Consider the following 19,065-nt stretch of genomic DNA (forward strand, 5'->3'; position numbering starts at 1 on the left):
CCTTCGGCGTCAGTGCAGTTCGTAAGCATCGCGGGAAAGACGGAAATAGTGGCCGGTGCTGTGATCCGTGCAGGTGATGCCGGACTCCTGGCTCTCGCACGTTATCGAGTTGAATGACCGAGTCTGACCGTACTGCAGCACCGGGTAGCCGGTGCCGAGGATTGTGTCACTATGACAAGACATTTGGGCTGGGGCGCCCTGGTGCATGCTGATCCTGCTCCCCCACGCGCCCATGCAGGGGTTGGGGCGCGGCGGCACCGGGTAGGAGTGCTCACGGATCTCGCAGCCGGCGAAGGCCGAGCTTTCCATCGGCCCGATGCCGCAACCGATATTTCCCGACGGCGTCTGGAAGAACTCGAGGCCGGCGGCGTGCGCCGTCGGCTCCGGCGCTGCCAGCGCTGCCACGACGAACGCCGCGACGAATCCGGCGCTCGCTCTGTTCGGCATCATTGCCGACAGTTTTCCATCACGCCGCTATTGTGTCTCCCCCTCCCTCGACGCACGAGCGTTTCGGCGGTTTGGTCTTCAGCGGCCGACCCAGCGCAGCGGGTCGAACTCGCGCAGGCTCTGTGGCTGCTTCCCGGTGGTGACCTGTTCGGCCAGATACCGCCCGGTCACCGGTCCATGCGTCAATCCCCACATGCCGTGTCCACCAGCGACAAACACCTTTGGTGCCACCTCGCCGATCAGCGGACGTCCGTCGGGCGTGATCGGGCGGGCACCAACCCAAACGTCACTGCGTTCGTCCCAGCGCATGCCGTCCAACAACCGACTTGCCGAGCTCACGATCGACGCCACCCGTTCGGGAAAAACCCGCTCCCGCGGGTTGCGGAACTCCATGGTGCCCGAGACCCGCATCGCGCCTCGGTACGGCGTGCAGGCCACCCGGGCACCCGGCAGGTAGATGGGCCCCGGGATGGGGCGATCCACGGGCACGGTGAACGAGTAACCACGACCGGCGCGCACGGGCACGCGCAACCAGCGGGCCGTCAGTTGGGGCAGCTGCGCGCCACTGGCGATCACCACGGCATCTGCCCGCAACGGCTCGCCGTAATTCGTCACCACCGCAATGCCATTGCCCGAAGGGACGATTCCGGTGACCTCCAAGCTGTGCAACAGCGCGCCCCGTTCGGTCACCGCTCGTCCCAGCGCCGTCACGAACCGGCCGGGATCGAGGAAGCGCTGGCCGTTGATGCTGAGCCCGGACGTAGCCGCCGGCGCCGCCAACGGCACCTGTTCGTGCAGGGCGTCGCCCGACAGTGTGGTGACAAACGTTGTCTGGCTAACCTGTTGAAGTTCGTCGAGTTCCTTCAGTAGGTGTCGGGCCCCGGCGCTGGAATCGAACAAGGCAGTGATCGGTGCGTCTGTCACCGGCACGTCCACCCCGTTGTTGACCAGGACGTCGAACGCATCGATGCAGTCCTCGTTGAGGACTGTGTTCGCCCGTAGCGCCCGACTCCACGACGATCGCCGACAGTTCGCGGCGAATTGCATCAGGAAGAGCCAAAGTCGCGGGTCTCCGGTCATCGGGATGTGGAGCGGCGCATTCGCGTCGAACAGGGACCGCAACCCGTAGCGCAAGACCGCCGGAGAGTTCAGCGGCAGGACCAGACCCGGTGCCACCCACCCGGCGTTGCCAGCGGACGCGCCGGCGCCGACACCGCCGCGGTCAACCACCGTGACATCGACGCCACGCTCTTGCAGGAACCACGCCGTCGACAATCCGACGATGCCCGCGCCTACAACGATTACCGTGCGGGGTCCACCGTCGATATCTTCGACACCGGCCATCAGACACCTCCATAGCTGAGCCTTCGGTTCGCAATCACCGGTCCCTCGCGCCGGCCGTCACGCAGTCGCTGCACGACCGCCCAATTGCCGGCCAGAAATATCGCGGCCACCGCGGAGACACTCAACCAGGTGGACAGGGCGGCCGCCGCGGCCTCATCCAGCGGGGTCCGGGACGGCAGCGCGACGTGGTTCCCGTCCTGGTCCGCCCAGATGTCCACGGAATCCCCGGCTTTCACGCCTCGGGGCGCTGTCACGTCACCTGCGTGCTGGATCCCGCCGGCGAACCACCGGGCCGGCACGGCGACCGTCCGGGGGTCCGACATCTCTTGGCGCGAGCCGCTGACCACCACCGCCGTCACCAACTGCCGGGTCTGCGCCTGCTCGCCCAGAACGCGAGTGCGCGACTCATAGACCGAGAGGCCCACGACGCCGGCCAACGGCAAGCCGACCAGCAAGGTGATCGCAATCCAGATCGCGGTCAACATCTCGGTTCCGTCGGCGATGCGTGCGTGGTGCCGGATGCGGGCCACGATGCGCTGTCCACGTTCGGAACGCAGCGTGTGCATATTAGCCACCTTCGGAGTTGATTGCTGACAACTCCATGGTGATCGCTAGTTGCGCCGCAGGCATTGCCCACCTGGGACAGTGCGGCGCTCGTGCGTTGTCGGTCTGCTACAGCGACCGGCCGTCGGCGTCGTCTTCACTGTCGATGGTCTGCTGGTTGCCGCGGTTGCCGAGCGAGTTCTCCACCCACTTGAGCATCGGCAGTTGCGGAAGTTCCCAGCGCCGTCCGGGGAGGTCGGTGACGTCGCCGAGCGAGCGGACCACGCCCTGGGTGAGGCCCATGATGGCGGCCATCACCGGCAGCAGCGGCTGCAGCGGTTTGGCCGCGGTGCGTACGGTACTGATGCGGCGGGCCAGGATCAGGCGTTCGATCGTGTGATACACCAGGGCACCCACTCCGAGCGCGAATATCGCCAGCACCGAGGCGACGATGGTCCACCCGAATGCGGCGCTGACCACCGCGCCGACCACCACCGCCACGGCCGCCAGGACGGCGATGACGACACGCAGCTCGAGGCGGGTCATGTACCCGCTCCGCGCACGGCTTGGGCCGCCGCGCGGATCTGCGGCGTGACCAGCATGACCTGGCCCAGCACCCCGTTGACGAAGCCGGGCGAGTCGTCGGTGGACAACTCCTTGGCCAGCTCCACCGCCTCGTCGACGGCGACCGGTTCCGGCACGTCCTCGGCATAGAGCAGTTCCCACACCGCAACCCGCAGGATTGCGCGATCCACCGCCGGCAGGCGGTCCAGCGTCCACGCCTGCAGGTGCGAGGTGATCAGCTCGTCGATGTGCGCGGCGTGCTCGGCCACCCCGCGCGCCACCCCGGCCGTGTAGGGATGCAGCGGCGCCACGTCTGGGTTGGATTCGGCGAGCGCGGTGCGTACGTCGACCAGTTCGACCGGGCTCATCCCGCGCGCCTCGGCCTCGAACAGCAAGTCGACCGCACGCTTACGCGCGCTGTGCCGGCCCTTCAGCGGCTGGGACCGGCGGCCCGGCTTACTCGCTTTCCCCTCCGGCATGTCAGGTGTTGACCCGACCCAGGTAGCTGCCGTCGCGGGTGTCCACCTTGAGCTTGTCGCCGGTGTTGATGAACAGCGGCACCTGGATCTCCGCTCCCGTTTCCACCGTCGCCGGCTTGGTGCCCGCGCTGGAGCGGTCGCCCTGCAAGCCCGGCTCGGTGTGAGAGACGACGAGCTCAACGGAGACCGGAAGTTCGATGTACAGCGGTGCTCCGTTGTGGAAGGCCACCTGCACCGGCAGGCCTTCGAGTAGGAACCGCGCCGCGTCGCCGACGAGCGACTCCGGCAGCGGGTGCTGCTCGTAGTCCTCGCTGTCCATGAAGACGAAATCTGAGCCGTCGCGGTAGAGATAGGTGGTGTCGCGCCGGTCGACGGTGGCGGTGTCGACCTTGACGCCGGCGTTGTAGGTCTTGTCGACGACCTTCCCGGACAGCACGTTCTTCAGCTTGGTGCGCACGAAAGCCGGCCCCTTGCCGGGCTTGACGTGCTGGAACTCGGTGATCGTCCACAACTGGCCGTCGATGACCAGGACAAGTCCGTTCTTGAAGTCAGCAGTGGTCGCCACGTTCTTTTACTTCTCCTACAAGATGGCCAGTTCCTTCGGGAACCGGGTCAACAATTCCGGGGTCTGCCCGGTGGTCTGCGAGTTAGCCGACGCCCTACTTGGCACCACCAGCGTGTCCTCGATGCGGACACCGCCGCGGCCGGGTAGATAGACGCCGGGCTCCACTGTCACCACGGAGCCCGCAAGTAGTGTACCGGCGGAGGTTGCCCCGATGCCTGGCGCTTCGTGGATCTGCAGACCGACTCCGTGCCCCAGACCGTGGCCGAAGTGCTCGCCGTAACCCGCGTCGGCGATCATCTTTCGCGCCGCACCGTCGACGTCACGCAGTTCAGCGCCCGGATGCAGGGCTTCGCGGCCGGCCCGTTGCGCTTCGGCCACCAACTCGTAGATCTCCAGCTGCCAGTCGGCGGCGTTGCCCAGCACGAACGTCCGGGTCATGTCCGAGTGATAGCCGGCCACCAGCGCGCCGAAGTCGATCTTGACGAAATCACCCGCGGCCAGCGCCGCGTCGGTGGGCCGGTGGTGCGGGATAGCGGAATTCGGCCCGGCCGCCACGATCGTCTCGAACGAGATCGCATCGGCGCCGTGATCGAGCATCAGGTTCTCCAGCCCGCGGCTGACCTCGCGTTCGGTGCGGCCCGGGCGCAGTCCGCCGCGCTCGATCAGATCGGCCAGGGCGGCGTCGGCCGCCTCACACGCCAGGCGCAGCAGTGCCAGCTCACCGGCGTCCTTGACCTCGCGCAGCGCCTCCACGGTGCCCGACGCGCGGATCAGCTCGGTGTTGTGGCCCTCCAGAGCCGCGGACAACGCGTCCATGCCGTCGACGGTGACGACATGGCTTTCGTAGCCCAGTTTCCCCACGCCGTCCTGCCCGGCCCGGCCCGCCAGATACCGGCCCACCGCCCGCTCGATGACCACTTCCAGATCGGGGGCCTGCTGCGCCGCCTGGGTGCGATAACGGCCGTCGGTGGCCAGCACGGCCTCCCGATCGTCGGCAAACACCAGCAACGCGCCGTTGGATCCACTGAATCCGGATAGATACCGCACATTTATCAGGTCCGTGACCAGCATCGCATCTAGTCCGGCGGCACCGATTTTGGCTTTGAGGTTGTGTCGACGCTGGGAATGTGTCACGACCCTTGACGGTACTCGCTACGCTGTTTGCCCATGAACAAGTGGATGGTGCGTGGATTGGTCTTTGCCGCCGCGATGGTCGTTCTTCGCCTTTTCCAAGGAGCGCTGATCAACGCGTGGCAGACGCAGTCTGCGCTGATCAGCATCGTGCTGCTGACACTCTTCGTGATCGCGTCGGTGTTGTGGGGCTTCCGCGACGGCCGCGCCGACGCCAAGGCCAACCCGGACCCGGACCGCCGTGAGGACCTCGCAATGGTCTGGCTGCTGGGCGGCCTGGTGGCGGGCTTGGTCAGCGGCCTGGTGGCGTGGATCATCGCGCTGTTCTACAAGGGCATCTACACCGGCGGGCTGCTCAACGAGCTAACCACTTTCGCCGCATTCACCGCTCTGATCGTGTTCGTCTTCGGCATCCTGGGCGTGGCGGTCGGCCGGTGGCGAGTCGACCGCAACGCCCCGCCCCCGGAGAAGCATGACGGGTCGCACGACCGCCAGGACACCGACGTGTTCTCCGCGGTGCGTGAGGACGAAAGCCCGACGGGTGAGATCCCCCGGCAATCGCAGGGCGGCGCCCAGACCGAAGAGCGCACCTCGCCGGTGGCCACCGCAGAGCGCGATGAGCAGACCGAGGTCATCCGCACCGGCGACCGCGGCAGCGAGGACAAGACCGAGGTGATCCGCACCGGTGACAGCAGCGAGGCCAAGACCGAGGTGCTGAACCTGGACGAGGCGACCAGGCCGCACAAGAAATCTAGCGAGTAGCCGCCAGGTAGCGCAGGGCCAATAGGTAGCCCTGGACGCCCAGTCCCACGATGACCCCGGTGGCGACCGGACTCAGGTAGGAGTGGCGCCGGAACTCCTCGCGCGCATGCACATTCGAGATGTGCACCTCGATCAGTGGTGCGCTCAGCTCGGCGCAGGCGTCACGCAGCGCCACCGACGTATGGGTGAGGCCGCCGGCGTTGAGTATCACCGGTTCGGAGGCATCGGCGGCGCGGTGAATCCAGTCCAGCAGTTCGGCTTCGCTATCGGTTTGCCGCACAACGGCGTTGAGGCCGAGGTCGGCGGCTTCACGCTCGATCAGGGCGGCCAGTTCGTCGTGGGTGGTGCTGCCGTAGACGGCGGGCTCGCGCTGGCCGAGGCGACCGAGATTCGGGCCGTTGAACACGTTTACGTTGCTCATGGCGCGCACACTCCCGCGTAGGCGGTCACCAGCAGGCCCGGGTCGGGCCCGACCAGCCGGCCCGGTTTGGCCAGCCCGTCCAGGACCACGAACCGCAGCACACCGGCGCGGGTCTTCTTGTCCCCGGCCATGTATTCCAGCAGCTGGGGAAGGGCGTCGGCGTCGTAGGTGACCGGCAGCCCCAGGGAAGTCAGGATGGCGCGGTGGCGCTGTGCGGTTTCGTCGTCGAGTCGGCCGGTGAGCCGGGCAAGCTCGGCGGCGAAGACCAGGCCCACCGACACGGCGGCACCGTGCCGCCACCGGTAGCGCTCCCGGCGTTCGATCGCGTGCGCCAAAGTGTGCCCGTAATTGAGGATTTCGCGGAGCTCGGATTCCTTCTCGTCGGCCGCGACGACTTCCGCCTTGACGGCGATGGCGCGCCGGACCAGTTCGGGCAGCACGTCGCCCTCCGGGTCGAGTGCCGCCTGCGGGTCGGCCTCGATGAGGTCCAGGATCACCGGGTCGGCGATGAACCCGGCCTTCACCACCTCGGCCATCCCGGCCACGATCTCGTTGTGCGGCAACGTCTTCAGCGTCGAGATGTCGACCAGCACCGCCAGCGGCTGATGGAACGCTCCGACCAGGTTCTTGCCGGCGTCGGTGTTGATGCCGGTCTTCCCGCCGACCGCCGCGTCCACCATGCCGAGCAGCGTGGTAGGCACGTGCACGATCGATACCCCGCGCAACCAGGTGGCTGCGGCGAACCCGGCGACATCGGTGGCCGCGCCGCCGCCCAGGCTGACCAGTGCGTCCTTACGACCGATTCCGATGCGGCCCAACACTTCCCAGATGAAGCCCACGACGGGTAGGTCCTTGCCGGCCTCGGCGTCCGGGATCTCGATGCGATGCGCGTCGATCCCCTTGTCCGCCAACCTGGTTCGGATGGTCTCCGCGGTCTGCGTCAGCACCGGCTGATGCAGGATGGCGACCTTGTGCCGGCCGGCCAGCAGCTCGTCGAGTTCGCCGAGCAGCCCGGTGCCGATCAGCACGGGGTACGGCGGGTCGACGGCCACCTCGATGGTGACCGGCTTGGTTGTTTCTGTCATTTGGCAGCCTCTACCTGGGTGTTCAGCCGCGACAGGATATAGCGGACGACCGCGCCGGGGTTGCGGCGGTTGGTGTCCACCCGGATGGTCGCGACGCGGCGGTACAGCGGAACGCGCTTGGCCATCAGCTCACGGAATTTCTCGGCCCGGTCCGGCCCGGCCAGCAGGGGCCGCACGGTGTTGCCCCCGGTGCGCCGGACGCCTTCGGCGGCGCTGATCTCGAGGTAGACGACGGTGTGGCCGTTCAGCGCCGCGCACACCCCGGGGCTGGTGACCGCTCCCCCGCCCAGCGACAGCACGCCGTCGTGCTCGGCCAGGGCCGCGCGGATCACCTCTTCTTCGATGCGCCGGAACTCCTGCTCACCGTCGGCAGCGAAGATGTCGGCGATGGTGCGCCCCGTCTTCTGCTCGATGGCCGCGTCGGTGTCGAGCATGCTGACCCCGAGTGCCTTGGCGAGCCGACGTCCGATGGTCGACTTGCCGGAACCGGGTAAGCCCACGAGTACCGCTCTGGGAGCCATCGGCGGCTAGCTTCCGGCGGCGCGGGCGGCCGGGGCCTCCCGGTCGGCGACCGTGCGCTGGTAGGCCTCGATGTTGCGCCTGGTTTCGGTCAGCGAATCACCACCGAACTTCTCCAGCGCCGCGCGGGCCAGCACCAGCGCAACCATCGTTTCGACCACCACGCCGGCGGCCGGCACCGCGCACACGTCGGAGCGCTGGTGGATGGCGACGGCCTCGTCGCCGGTGGCCATGTCGACGGTGGCCAGGGCACGGGGCACGGTGGAGATCGGCTTCATCGCCGCGCGCACCCGCAGCGGCTGGCCGTTGGTCATGCCACCCTCGAGTCCGCCGGCGCGGTTGGTCGAGCGCACGACGCCGTCGGGTCCCGGATACATCTCGTCGTGGGCGCGGCTGCCGCGGCGGCGGGCGGTCTCGAAACCGTCGCCGATCTCAACGCCCTTGATCGCTTGAATGCCCATCACCGCGGCGGCCAGTTGGCTGTCGAGCCGGTTTTCGCCGCTGGTGAACGAGCCCAGGCCGACCGGTAGACCCAGGGCCACCACCTCCACGACCCCACCCAGGGTGTCGCCGTCCTTCTTGGCCGCCTCGATCTCGGCGATCATCGATTTCTCGGCCTGTGCGTCGTAGGCCCGGACCGGGCTGGCGTCGATGGCGGGCAGATCTTCGGCGCGCGGCGGCGGGCCGTCGTAGGGTGCCGACGCCCCGATCGAGATGACGTGCGAGAGCACCTCGACGCCGAGGGCTTGACGCAGGAACGCCCGCGCGATGGTGCCGGCTGCCACCCGGGCGGCGGTCTCGCGGGCGCTGGCTCGCTCCAGCACAGGCCGGGCGTCGTCAAAGCCGTACTTGAGCATGCCCGCGTAGTCCGCGTGGCCAGGCCGCGGCCGGGTCAGCGGTTCGTTGCGCGCGCTGTTTTCCAGATCGGCGGGGTCCACCGGGTCGGGGGCCATCACGGTTTCCCACTTCGGCCATTCGGTGTTGCCGATCTCGACGGCAATAGGTCCGCCCAGCGTGCTGCCGTGGCGCACACCGGCCAGGATCGTCACGGCGTCGCGCTCGAACTTCATCCGGGCGCCGCGCCCGTAGCCCAGGCGGCGGCGGGCCAATTGGTCGGCGATTTCTGTCGACGTGACGTGCACGCCGGCGACCATGCCTTCGACCATGGCTACCAGCGCGCGGCCGTGGGACTCCCCGGCAGTGATCCAGCGCAACACCCGAACATCTTCCCATGTACGACTCAGCGCCAGTTAATCCAGCAGAGCCAAGCCCGCCGCTGCCGCGGTGGCGGCCACCATCGACGGACCGTGCGGAACGGCGTGCGCGCGGCAGGCCACCGCGACCGACGCGGTCAGCAGCGGTGCGGCGATCGCCGCGAGGTACCACACGTCGACGCCGAAGCACCCGGCCAGACCGCCCAGCCCGATCGCCAACTTCACGTCGCCGGCGCCCATCGCCCCGGGGGCGACCAGGTGCACCAGCAGATACGCCGCGGTCAGCGCCGCCGCACCGGCCAGCGCCGGGACACCGCGCCCCGCCAGTACCGCGCCGGCCAGGATCACCGCGGCGCCGGGCAGGGTGAGCACGTTGGGCAGCCGTCGCTGCCGGATGTCGAAGCAACACAGGACCGCCATCCAGGCCAGCACCAGGGCCGCCGCTGCGATTCGCATGCAGCGGCAGGTTAATCCAATTCGGCCAGGGCGCAAGTCATCGCTTCGCGCGGCGCGGCCAGGCCGGTGAACTGCTCGACCTGCGCGAACGCCTGGTGCAAGAGCATCTGCAGGCCGCTGACCACCCGGCCACCGGCGGCGCCGACGGCGGCCGCCAGCGGCGTGGGCCACGGGTCGTAGATGGCGTCCAACAGCACCGGGACGGCGGCGAACGTGTCGGCATAGCGTGCGGCCACATCGGCCGGAATGGTGCTGACCAGGACCGCCGCGGCGGCTACTTCGTCGGCCAGGCCGGCGTCGTCCAGGCCGCAGTACCGAGTCGCGACACCCACTCGGGCACCCAGCTCCACCAGCCGCGCGGCCTTGTCCGGATCGCGGGCCACCACGGTGATGCCGCTGACGCCCAGCGTGGCCAGCCCCACCACGGCCGCCGGGGCCGTTCCGCCCGAGCCACACACCAGCGCATGCCCGTGCTGTGGCCCCAGCGCCCCGGCCACGCCGTCGATATCGGTATTGTCGGCCCGCCAGCCGGTCGCTGTGCGCACCAGGGTGTTGGCCGAGCCGACCTGTTCGGCGCGCCCGGTGCGCTCGTCGGCGAACCGCAGGGCGGCAAATTTGCCCGGCATCGTGACCGACAGCCCGACCCATTCCGGCCCGAAGCCGGCCACCACCTCCGGCAGTTCCTCGGCGTCGCACTCGATGCGTTCGTAGGTCCAATCGGTCAGCCCCAGCGCGCGGTAGGCGGCCAGGTGCAACAGCGGGGAACGGGAATGGGCGATCGGTTTGCCCAGCACGGCCGCTTTACGAGCGGCTCCGGCGGTGCTAGCGGGAGGAATCGAGGACACCGTTGTGCTTGGCCAGCTCGATGTTCGCCAGATGCTGCTGATAGTCCCGGGTAAACAGCGTCGTCCCCTGCGCATCGATGGTGACGAAGTACAACCAGTCGCCGGGCGCGGGATGTTCGGCTGCCTGCAACGCGTCGACACCGGGTGAACAGATCGCCGTGGCCGGCAGCCCCTCGGCCATGTAGGTGTTCCATGGGGTCCGTAGCGAGCGGTCGGCGTCGGTGGTCGCCACTTCGCGACGGTCCAGCGGGTAGTTCACGGTCGAATCGAACTCGAGCTTGCGGTGTTCGTGCAGCCGGTTGTAGATGACCTGGGCGACCTTCGCGAAGTCGCCCACGTTTGCTTCCTGCTGCACCAGCGACGCCACCACCAGGATGTCGTAGGGCGACAGGCCCAGCGACTTGGCGGTGTCCACCAGCCCCGAGGTGAGGTAAGACATGCTGCCGGCGTTGATCAGGCTCGCCAGGATCGTCTCGGCCGATGCCGCCGGGTCGATGTTGAACGTGCCCGGCGCGACCAAGCCTTCCAGCCGCCGGTGATCATCGCCGAGTTCCCGCACCGGCTCGACGGCCCAGTCCGGTACCTGCAGTGCCGCCGGCGTGCTCTTGCCGGCCGCGGTGCGCAGGTCGGCGACCGACACGCAACGCTCGTTGCCGTCGAGGTCAACGCAGGTGGCCCGGGAGATCAGCGTCAATATCCCGGGTGTCGTCTTATTCGTCTTCATGTCGGTGGTGTCGTCGAGCTGGCGCCCTTCTGGGATCACCAGCCTGCCCACCCGGCTGTTCGGGTCGATCAGCCGCTTGACGGCATTGGCCGCCGGGATCTCGGTGCGCATGCGGTAGAACCCCGGCTGAATCGCGGTGATCGCGGCATTTCCGTGGGCGGCGTCGACGAACGCACGCACCGTACGCACCACGCCGCGCTCGAGCAGCGTCTGCCCGACCGCAGTGGTCGAGTCACCCGCCTGGATCTGGATGACGACGTCGCGCTTGCCGTCGCCGGTGAAGTCGTCCTCGTTGCCCGACACCATGTGCCACAGTTTCGAGCCGACCAGCACCGCGGCCACCACCACGACGACGAGGAGTCCGACCGCGAAACCCCCGGCGAACCGCCGCCTGCGGCGGGTGCGCTCAGCTTTTTTTCGGTCGGTCCGCGACTTGCGATGCCGGCTCGCGCTCACCGCCGCGGGCTTGGCCTTTTCGCGCTCAGACATTGGCCGCTTCTGCGCCGGGGCCACCGATCAGGGCGCGACGCTGGTCAAGCCACCCCTGCAGGATCGCCACCGCGGCGGCCTGGTCGATCACCGACCGCTGCTGCTTGGCGCGGACACCGGCCTCCCGAAGCGAACGCTGCGCGGTGACGGTGGTCAACCGCTCGTCGGCGAGCCGCACCGGCGTGGGCGCGACCCGTTCAGCGAGCTCGCCGGCCACCTCGATGGCGTCCTGGGCGGACTGACCGATGCGATCGGCCAGCGTGCGGGGCAGGCCGACGATCACCTCGACCGCCTCCAGCTCGGTGGCCAGCGCGGCCAGCCGGCGGACATGCTTTCCGGACCGGTCGCGGCGCACGGTCTCCAGCGGGGTGGCCAAAATGCCGTCCGGGTCGCTGGCCGCCACGCCGATGCGCACGGTGCCCACGTCTATTCCGAGGCGCCGGCCCCGGCCTGGGTCTGACTCTCCGGGCCGGTCAGGGTGCGGGTCGCGTCGCCCTGACTTCTGCGGTGATTCGACCACTCAGCCAACCCGCGCTATCTCTGCCCGAACCGCGTCCAGTGCGGCGTCGATGCCCGTCGGGTTCTTGCCGGAGCCCTGCGCCAGGTCGGCCTTGCCGCCGCCGCGCCCGTCGACCGCGGCAGCGAGCTGCTTGACCAGGTCGTTGGCGTTCAATCCCAGGTCCTGCGCGGCGGGATTGGCCGCCACGGCGTAGGGGACGGTCTGGCTCTCGCCCTCGGCGATCAGCGCCACCACGGCAGGATCGCTGCCGAGCTTGCCGCGGATGTCACCGACCAGGGAACGCAGGTCCGCCGCCGTCATACCGCTGGACATGCGCTGCGCCACCACCCGGACGTTACCGATGCGCTCGGCTCCGGCTGCGGCGTTGGTGGCCGCCGCGCGGGCGTTCGCCAGCCGCGCCCGTTCGAGTTCCTTCTCGGCCGCTTTGAGCCGCTCCACCAGGCTCGCCACCCGGGCGGGCACCTCTTCCGAGGGCACTCGTAGTGACGACGCCAGGCCGGCCATCAACGCGCGTTCCTTGGCCAGGTGCCGGAAGGATTCCAGCCCGACGTACGCCTCCACCCGGCGCACCCCGGAACCGATGGACGACTCGCCGAGGATGGTCACCGGGCCGATCTGCGCCGAGTTGTGCACATGGGTGCCGCCGCACAATTCCAGGGAGAACGGTCCGCCGATCTCGACCACCCGCACCCGGTCGGGGTAACTCTCGCCGAACAGGGCCATCGCGCCCATCGCCTTGGCCTTGTCAAGTTGCTCCTCGAAGGTGTGCACCTCGAAGTCGGCCTGCACCGCTTCGTTGGTGACCTCCTCGATCTGGGTGCGCTGCTCCTCGCTCAACGGCCCCTGCCAGTTGAAGTCGAAACGCAGATACCCCGGCCGGTTCAGGGACCCCGCCTGAACGGCGTTAGGGCCCAACACTTGCCGCAGCGCGGCGTGCACCATATGGGTGCCGGAGTGACCCTGGGTGGCACCCCTGCGCCAGCCCGGGTCGACCGACGCGACAACGGTGTCGCCTTCGACGAATTCGCCGGACTCGACGTTGACCCGGTGCGCGTGCAGGGTTTTGGCGATCTTCTGCACGTCGGTGACCGCCGCTCGGGCGCTGCCGCCGGACCCGACGCCGCTGATGCTGCCGGCGTCGGCGATCTGCCCACCGGACTCGGCGTACAGCGGGGTCCGGTCCAGGATCAGCTCAACCCGGTCGGCCTCGGCCGTGTCGCCGTGCGAGACCACGGGCACCCGCTTGCCGTCCACGAAGATGCCGAGAATCTTGGCTTCCGAGGTCAACTCGTCGAAGCCGGTGAATTCCGTCGGGCCGGCGTCGACCAGCTCGCGGTAGGCGGTCAGGTCGGCGTGCGCGTGCTTGCGCGCGGCGGCGTCGGCCTTTGCCCGCTGGCGCTGCTCGGCCATGAGTTCACGGAAGCCGGCCTCGTCGACGGTGAGCCCCGATTCAGCCGCCATCTCCAGGGTCAGCTCGATCGGGAACCCGTAGGTGTCGTGCAGGGTGAACGCGTCGGAGCCGGAGACCGCGGTGGCACCCGCGGACTTGGTGGCACCGGCGACGTCGTCGAACAGCCTGGACCCTGACGCCAGGGTGCGGTTGAACGCGGTTTCCTCGGCGACCGCGATCCGATTGATCCGTTCGAAGTCGGTGACCAGCTCGGGATACGACGGGCCCATCGCGTCGCGCACGGTGGCCATCAGGTCGCCCATGATCGGGCTGCCTGGATCGTCGACGCCCAGCAGCTTGGCGGACCGGATGACCCGGCGCAGCAGGCGGCGCAACACGTAGCCGCGGCCGTCGTTGCCGGGGCTGACGCCGTCGCCGATCAGGATGGCGGCGGTGCGGCTGTGGTCGGCGATGATGCGGTAGCGGACGTCGTCAGCGTGGTTGCCGATGTCATAGCCGCGGGGAGCCCGGGCGGCGACGAGATCGATGACCGGGCGCAGCAGGTCGGTCTCGTACACGTTGTGCACGTTCTGCAGGACCAGCGCGATGCGCTCCACGCCCATGCCGGTGTCGATGTTTTTGCGGGGCAACGGCCCGAGGATCTCGTAGTCCTCTTTCGAGGTGCCCTCGCCGCGCTCGTTCTGCATGAATACGAGGTTCCATACCTCGAGGTAGCGGTCTTCGTTGGCGATCGGACCACCGTCGACGCCGAATTCGGGGCCACGGTCGTAGTAGATCTCCGACGACGGCCCACAGGGGCCCGGGATACCCATCGACCAGTAGTTGTCGGCCATGCCGCGGCGCTGAATCCGCTCGGCCGGCAACCCGGCGATCTCCTGCCACAGCCCCGCGGCTTCATCGTCGTCCAGATAGACGGTGGCCCACAGCTTTTCCGGGTCGAGCCCGTACCCGCCGTCGTCGACCGGGTTGGTCAGCAGCGCCCAGGCGAGTTCGATGGCCCGACGCTTGAAGTAATCGCCGAACGAGAAGTTGCCGGCCATCTGGAAGAAGGTGTTGTGCCGGGTGGTGATGCCCACCTCGTCGATGTCCGGGGTGCGGATGCATTTCTGGATGCTGGTCGCGGTCGCATACGGCGGGGTGCGCTGGCCCAGAAAGAACGGCACGAACTGCACCATGCCGGCATTGACGAACAACAGGTTGGGGTCATCCAGGATTACCGAGGCACTCGGTACCTCGGTGTGACCCGCCTTCACGAAATGATCAAGGAACCGCTTCCTGATCTCGTGTGTCTGCACTTCCGCTTCCTTAATTCCGGTCCTTGATGTCCGCGCGCATGGTCGCGGTCGCTACCAGCCTATTCGCCGCAGCATGGCTGCCGAAGTCGTATTTCGGCCCGCTTAGCCTCGCATTTACCCTTCGACGAAGCTCAACCGGACCGACCGCTTCGGATTGTCGCGGTTGAGGTCGACGAGCACGACGCTCTGCCAGGTGCCCAGCTGCGGCTCGCCCGCGGTGACGGGAACCGTCACCGACGGCGAGACGATCGCCGGCAGCACGTGATCGGCCCCGTGGCCGTACGAGCCGTGGGCGTGCCGGTAGCGATCGTCGCGCGGCAGCAGTCGTTCCAGCGTGTCCACCAGGTCGTCGTCGGAGCCGGCACCGGTCTCGATGACGGCGACCCCCGCGGTCGCGTGCGGGACGAACACATTGCAGAGGCCATCACCCAGCGAAGAGCAAAAGCTGCGTAGCGCGTCGGTCAGATCGACGATCTGGCGGCGCGAAGTGTCGACATCAAGCACGTCGGTCTGCATTCAATAAAGCCTACGACGGCCAGGGATTCCGCGATGTGACCATTGCCACACCCGGCCGGCGGGAGGAAGGTGGGTGGTGGGACCGCGCGGCGCCTTATTCCGATTCCCGCGGGCGCCGCTCCGAACATAAGGAGGGGTCGGCCGTGTACGCACGCTCCACCACCATTCAGGCACAACGCTCATCGATCAACATGGGCATCGCCCACGTTCGCGACGTGGTGATGCCGGCCCTCCGAGAGATAGAAGGGTGCCTCGGCATCTCGTTGCTGGTCGACCGTGACTCCGGCCGGTGCATCGCCACCAGTTCCTGGGAGTCGGAGTCCGCGATGCAGGCGAGCGCCGAGCGGCTGTGGCCGGTGCGCTATCGCGCGGTCGAGGTCTTCGGCGGCAGCGCGGTCGTCGACCAATGGCGCATCGCTTCGCTGCATCGCGACCATCACTCTGGCCCGGGCGCCTGCGTACGCGCCACCTGGCTGCGGGCGCGGCCCGAGCAATTCGAGCGCGCGCTTGATTTCTACCGGTGGGCGGTGTTGCCGGCGGTCGAGGACTTCGACGGCTTCTGTAGCGCGAGCCTGCTGGTGGACACTACGTCGGCCCGGGCAGTGGCCTCGGTGACCTACGACAGCGTCGATGCGATGGAGCGCAGCGCCGAGTCGGCCCGGTCGCTGCGCACCGCGATGCTGCGCGATCTTGGCATCGACCAGGACGATGTGGGCGAGTTCGAGCTGGCGCTGGCTCACCTACGGGTGCCGGAGCTGGTGTAGCTAGCGCGCGGTAACTAGCGCGAGCAGACGCAAAAGCCCCCGCACGCTCGGCGTGTCGGGGGCTTTTGCGTCTGCTCGCGGGGCAACCCTAGGGCAGCGCGTCGCCGGGGAAACCGAGGCACGGGTGCACCTCGTAGCCGAACACCCCCGCCGCGACGCCCGGATCCTCGTCCATGATCGCCGTCGTCTCCTGCACCGACGCGGCGAAAACGCCCACGCCACAGACGTCGGACTCGTCGGTGGTGGGCAACACCACCGCCAGCACCCCGTCATCGCGCAATCCGAAATTACGCCGACCGTGCTCCCAGATGATCGGCGTCGCGGTCTCGTCGCCGTAGTTGGGCCCGCGTTTGAGGATCACCACGCTGTAGGTCTTGGCAGTGGCCAGCAACGGGGCCATCTCGTCGTCGGTGAAGGTTCTCATGCCCGGCCCCGCTTCCCACGGATAATCGCACGCAACCGGTCCAGGCGGCCGGAGATCTCCCGTTCACCGCCGCGACCGGTGGGCTGATAGTAGTCCACACCCACCAGCTCGTCCGGCGGATACTGTTGAGCCACAACGCCATCCGGGTCGTCGTGGGAGTACTTGTAACCCTGAGCATTGCCCAGCGCCGCGGCGCCCGAATAATGCCCGTCGCGCAGGTGGGGTGGCACCAGACCGGCCTTGCCGGCCCTGATGTCCCCCATCGCCGCGCCCAGCGCCGTCGTCACGGCATTGGACTTGGGGGCGGTGGCCAGATGAACGGTCGCGTGCGCCAACGTCAGCTGGGCCTCAGGCATACCGATCAGCGCTACCGTCTGCGCGGCGGCGACCGCCACCAGCAGCGCCGTCGAGTCCGCCATGCCGATGTCCTCACTGGCCAGGATCATCAGCCGGCGCGCGATGAATCGCGGGTCCTCTCCCGCCACCAGCATGCGGGCCAGATAGTGCAGCGCGGCGTCCACATCCGAGCCGCGTACCGACTTGATGAAGGCGCTGACGACGTCGTAATGCTGATCGCCGTCCCGGTCGTAGCGGACCGCGGCCCGGTCCAGGGACCGCTCGATGGTTTCGACGACCACGTGATCGGAAGCCTCCGCGGCCACCTCGAGCGCGGTCAGCGCGCGCCGGGCATCACCGGCCGCCAGTTGCACCAACAGCTCGACCGCTTCGGGCGCAACGGTGACCTGTCCGCCCAGTCCGCGCGGATCGTCGATCGCCCGCTGCACCACGGTGCGGATGTCGTCGGGGGTCAACGGCCGCAATTGCAGGATCAGCGATCTCGACAACAGCGGCGCCACCACCGAGAAGGAGGGATTCTCGGTCGTTGCCGCGACCAGCAGCACCACCCGGTTCTCCACCGCCGCCAGCAGCGCATCCTGCTGAGTCTTGGAGAACCGGTGCACCTCGTCGATGAACAACACGGTCTGCTCGCCGCGCAGCAACGCCGTCCGCGCCTTATCTATTACCGCGCGAACGTCTTTGACGCCGGCGGACAACGCCGACAACGCCTCGAAGCGGCGGCCGGTGGCGTGCGAGATCAGCGCCGCCAGGGTTGTCTTGCCGCTGCCCGGCGGGCCGTACAGAATGGCCGACGCGACACCGGATCCCTCGACAAGCCGACGCAACGGCGACCCGGCCGCCAACAGATGCTCCTGCCCGACCACCTCGTCCAGCGACGCCGGACGCATGCGTACGGCCAGGGGCGCGCCGGCACCCGACACGCTCAGGCTGTGATCGGCCGATTCCGGGGCACCGGGCAGGTCGAACAGACCGTCGGACACGACTTCAGGCATACCACGCGGCGCAGCCGGGCAGGACGAGCGGACGCGGCCCTGAATAAATGCCTCAGCCAGAAGCCTGCCAATGCGGGCGTGTTGGGCACATATTTGCTAAGTTCCGCTTTGCTACGCCCCGATCGGAAGCGAACTACGAGGCAAATAGGACAGCAATGAGCCAGCCGCCAGAATATCCAGGCAATCCGTCCGACCCTCAGGGTGGCCATTCCGGCTACCCGCCACCTCCGGGGCGCCACAGCGCACCCCCGCCCGACTACGGGCAAGCGCAGGGTCCGCCGCCCGGTCAGTCCGGCGGTTACCAGGCCCCCGGCTACACCGCACCGCCGCCGCCGCCCTACGGCGGCCCGGGCGCACCCCCACCGCCCCCACCCGGATATCCGGCGGGCTTCGGTGGCGGACCCGTTTCCGACTTCAGCGTCGGCAACGCCTTCAGCTGGGCGTGGGCCAAGTTCACCCAGAACATCGCCGCGCTGGCGGTGCCCACCCTGATCTATTTCGTGGCGCTGGGTGCGGTCATCGGTATCCCGTTCGGTATCGCGATGGCGACATCGGAAACCACGACGACGACCTACGACTACGGCAGCGGCTATGCCTACGAAGCCTCGACCTCGAGCTTCTCGGCGATCAGCTACATCGTGTTGACCATCGGCTACATCGCCGCGTTCTTCGTGGCGATGTACATGCAGGCCGCGCTGGTCACCGGCGCCCTGGAGATCGCCGACGGCAGGCCGGTCAGCATCGGAACGTTCTTCAAGCCGCGCAATGTGGGCGGCGTGCTGCTCGCCACGCTGCTGCTGGGTCTGGCCGCAGTGCTGACCTCCTGCACCTTCGTCGGCCCGCTGATCATCACCTTCTTCGCGCAGTTCGCGATCGCGTTCGTGGTGGACAAGGGGTTGTCGCCGGTCGACTCGATCAAGGCCAGCTTCGCAACGGTCCGCGCCAACCTGGGGCCCAGCGCGCTGTCCTGGCTGGTGCAGTACGCGGTGGTGCTGGTCGGTGAGATCGCCTGCTTCGTCGGCCTGATCGCCGCGCTGCCCGTAGCCTCGCTGATCCAGGTCTACACCTACCGCAAGCTCACCGGCGGCCAGGTGGTCGAGGACAGCCAGCAACAACCCGGCTACCCTGCCGGTCCGCCGCCCGGACAGTACCCGGGACAGCAGTACGCCTGACCAGCCGTTCACCACGAGCGGCT

22 protein-coding genes are annotated in these 19,065 nt (G+C 68.3%); 3 read left to right on the top strand and 19 right to left on the bottom strand.

Translation table 11 applies throughout. The features are described 5' to 3' along the window. Nucleotides 1-9: 9 nt before the first annotated feature. The 7 genes from A5645_RS23335 to A5645_RS23365 all read right to left on the bottom strand — a co-directional run bounded on the left by A5645_RS23335 (nt 10) and on the right by A5645_RS23365 (nt 5,076). Nucleotides 10-450, bottom strand: a complete 441-nt coding sequence (locus A5645_RS23335; protein ID WP_081288528.1) for a DUF6636 domain-containing protein — start codon at nt 448-450, stop codon at nt 10-12. Between the two features lie 75 nt (nt 451-525). Then, a complete protein-coding gene (locus A5645_RS23340) occupies nt 526-1,791 on the bottom strand; it encodes an NAD(P)/FAD-dependent oxidoreductase (RefSeq protein ID WP_065131208.1) in 1,266 nt (421 codons plus the stop codon). Next, nucleotides 1,791-2,357, bottom strand: coding sequence for an Rv1733c family protein (locus tag A5645_RS23345; RefSeq protein ID WP_081288529.1), 567 nt, complete (start codon nt 2,355-2,357; stop codon nt 1,791-1,793). The genes A5645_RS23340 and A5645_RS23345 overlap by 1 nt, the downstream gene beginning before the upstream one ends. Nucleotides 2,358-2,463: 106 nt before the next feature. Further along, nucleotides 2,464-2,880, bottom strand: coding sequence for an antitermination protein NusB (locus tag A5645_RS23350; protein ID WP_065033692.1), 417 nt, complete (start codon nt 2,878-2,880; stop codon nt 2,464-2,466). After that, on the bottom strand, nt 2,877-3,377 hold the full coding sequence (nusB, locus tag A5645_RS23355) for a transcription antitermination factor NusB (RefSeq protein WP_065033693.1): 501 nt from the start codon (nt 3,375-3,377) through the stop codon (nt 2,877-2,879). Before nusB ends, A5645_RS23350 begins: the two co-directional genes overlap by 4 nt. Nucleotide 3,378: 1 nt before the next feature. Beyond that, on the bottom strand, nt 3,379-3,942 hold the full coding sequence (gene efp, locus A5645_RS23360; protein WP_036355256.1) for an elongation factor P: 564 nt from the start codon (nt 3,940-3,942) through the stop codon (nt 3,379-3,381). A 15-nt stretch (nt 3,943-3,957) separates the two neighbouring features. Then, nucleotides 3,958-5,076, bottom strand: a complete 1,119-nt coding sequence (locus A5645_RS23365) for a M24 family metallopeptidase (RefSeq protein WP_065131209.1) — start codon at nt 5,074-5,076, stop codon at nt 3,958-3,960. Between the two features lie 33 nt (nt 5,077-5,109). Here A5645_RS23365 and A5645_RS23370 point away from each other — a divergent pair, with 33 nt between their 5' ends. Next, complete coding sequence (locus A5645_RS23370; protein WP_172830596.1) at nt 5,110-5,835, top strand: B-4DMT family transporter; 726 nt, start codon at nt 5,110-5,112, stop codon at nt 5,833-5,835. Here the strand turns inward: A5645_RS23370 and aroQ are convergent. The 10 genes from aroQ to A5645_RS23420 all read right to left on the bottom strand — a co-directional run bounded on the left by aroQ (nt 5,825) and on the right by A5645_RS23420 (nt 15,318). Beyond that, nucleotides 5,825-6,256 (bottom strand): type II 3-dehydroquinate dehydratase, encoded by a 432-nt coding sequence (gene aroQ / locus A5645_RS23375; RefSeq protein ID WP_065033710.1) that lies wholly within the window; start codon nt 6,254-6,256, stop codon nt 5,825-5,827. The genes A5645_RS23370 and aroQ overlap by 11 nt on opposite strands. After that, nucleotides 6,253-7,341 (bottom strand): 3-dehydroquinate synthase, encoded by a 1,089-nt coding sequence (gene aroB / locus A5645_RS23380; protein ID WP_065131210.1) that lies wholly within the window; start codon nt 7,339-7,341, stop codon nt 6,253-6,255. Before aroB ends, aroQ begins: the two co-directional genes overlap by 4 nt. Further along, nucleotides 7,338-7,862 (bottom strand): shikimate kinase, encoded by a 525-nt coding sequence (locus A5645_RS23385; protein WP_065131211.1) that lies wholly within the window; start codon nt 7,860-7,862, stop codon nt 7,338-7,340. The genes aroB and A5645_RS23385 overlap by 4 nt, the downstream gene beginning before the upstream one ends. Nucleotides 7,863-7,868: 6 nt before the next feature. Next, nucleotides 7,869-9,077 (bottom strand): chorismate synthase, encoded by a 1,209-nt coding sequence (gene aroC / locus A5645_RS23390; protein ID WP_065131212.1) that lies wholly within the window; start codon nt 9,075-9,077, stop codon nt 7,869-7,871. 33 nt (nt 9,078-9,110) lie between these two features. Continuing rightward, entirely contained in the window at nt 9,111-9,530 is a 420-nt protein-coding gene (locus tag A5645_RS23395; RefSeq protein ID WP_065131213.1) for an A24 family peptidase, read from the bottom strand. A gap of 11 nt (nt 9,531-9,541) precedes the next feature. Continuing rightward, nucleotides 9,542-10,366: a shikimate dehydrogenase gene (locus A5645_RS23400; RefSeq protein WP_436405520.1), complete on the bottom strand. Its 825-nt coding sequence runs from the start codon at nt 10,364-10,366 to the stop codon at nt 9,542-9,544. Then, nucleotides 10,353-11,588, bottom strand: coding sequence for an endolytic transglycosylase MltG (gene mltG / locus A5645_RS23405; protein WP_065033700.1), 1,236 nt, complete (start codon nt 11,586-11,588; stop codon nt 10,353-10,355). The genes A5645_RS23400 and mltG overlap by 14 nt, the downstream gene beginning before the upstream one ends. After that, complete coding sequence (ruvX, locus tag A5645_RS23410) at nt 11,581-12,108, bottom strand: Holliday junction resolvase RuvX (protein WP_065033701.1); 528 nt, start codon at nt 12,106-12,108, stop codon at nt 11,581-11,583. Before ruvX ends, mltG begins: the two co-directional genes overlap by 8 nt. Next, complete coding sequence (gene alaS, locus A5645_RS23415; protein WP_065131215.1) at nt 12,109-14,814, bottom strand: alanine--tRNA ligase; 2,706 nt, start codon at nt 14,812-14,814, stop codon at nt 12,109-12,111. Between the two features lie 114 nt (nt 14,815-14,928). Beyond that, nucleotides 14,929-15,318, bottom strand: coding sequence for a secondary thiamine-phosphate synthase enzyme YjbQ (locus A5645_RS23420; protein ID WP_172830597.1), 390 nt, complete (start codon nt 15,316-15,318; stop codon nt 14,929-14,931). A gap of 155 nt (nt 15,319-15,473) precedes the next feature. Between A5645_RS23420 and A5645_RS23425 the strand changes: the two genes are divergently transcribed. Further along, the gene (locus A5645_RS23425) at nt 15,474-16,094 is read left to right on the top strand and encodes an antibiotic biosynthesis monooxygenase (RefSeq protein ID WP_065033704.1); all 621 of its coding nucleotides are present in this window, start codon (nt 15,474-15,476) and stop codon (nt 16,092-16,094) included. Between the two features lie 88 nt (nt 16,095-16,182). Here A5645_RS23425 and A5645_RS23430 read toward each other — a convergent pair whose 3' ends face one another. Beyond that, nucleotides 16,183-16,518: a YciI family protein gene (locus A5645_RS23430; RefSeq protein ID WP_065033705.1), complete on the bottom strand. Its 336-nt coding sequence runs from the start codon at nt 16,516-16,518 to the stop codon at nt 16,183-16,185. After that, on the bottom strand, nt 16,515-17,870 hold the full coding sequence (locus A5645_RS23435) for a replication-associated recombination protein A (RefSeq protein WP_065131216.1): 1,356 nt from the start codon (nt 17,868-17,870) through the stop codon (nt 16,515-16,517). Before A5645_RS23435 ends, A5645_RS23430 begins: the two co-directional genes overlap by 4 nt. A 155-nt stretch (nt 17,871-18,025) precedes the next feature. Here A5645_RS23435 and A5645_RS23440 point away from each other — a divergent pair, with 155 nt between their 5' ends. Beyond that, nucleotides 18,026-19,042, top strand: coding sequence for a hypothetical protein (locus A5645_RS23440; RefSeq protein ID WP_065131217.1), 1,017 nt, complete (start codon nt 18,026-18,028; stop codon nt 19,040-19,042). Nucleotides 19,043-19,065: the final 23 nt, after the last annotated feature.

Source organism: Mycobacterium asiaticum (assembly GCF_001673635.1).
Taxonomy (GTDB): domain Bacteria; phylum Actinomycetota; class Actinomycetes; order Mycobacteriales; family Mycobacteriaceae; genus Mycobacterium; species Mycobacterium asiaticum_C.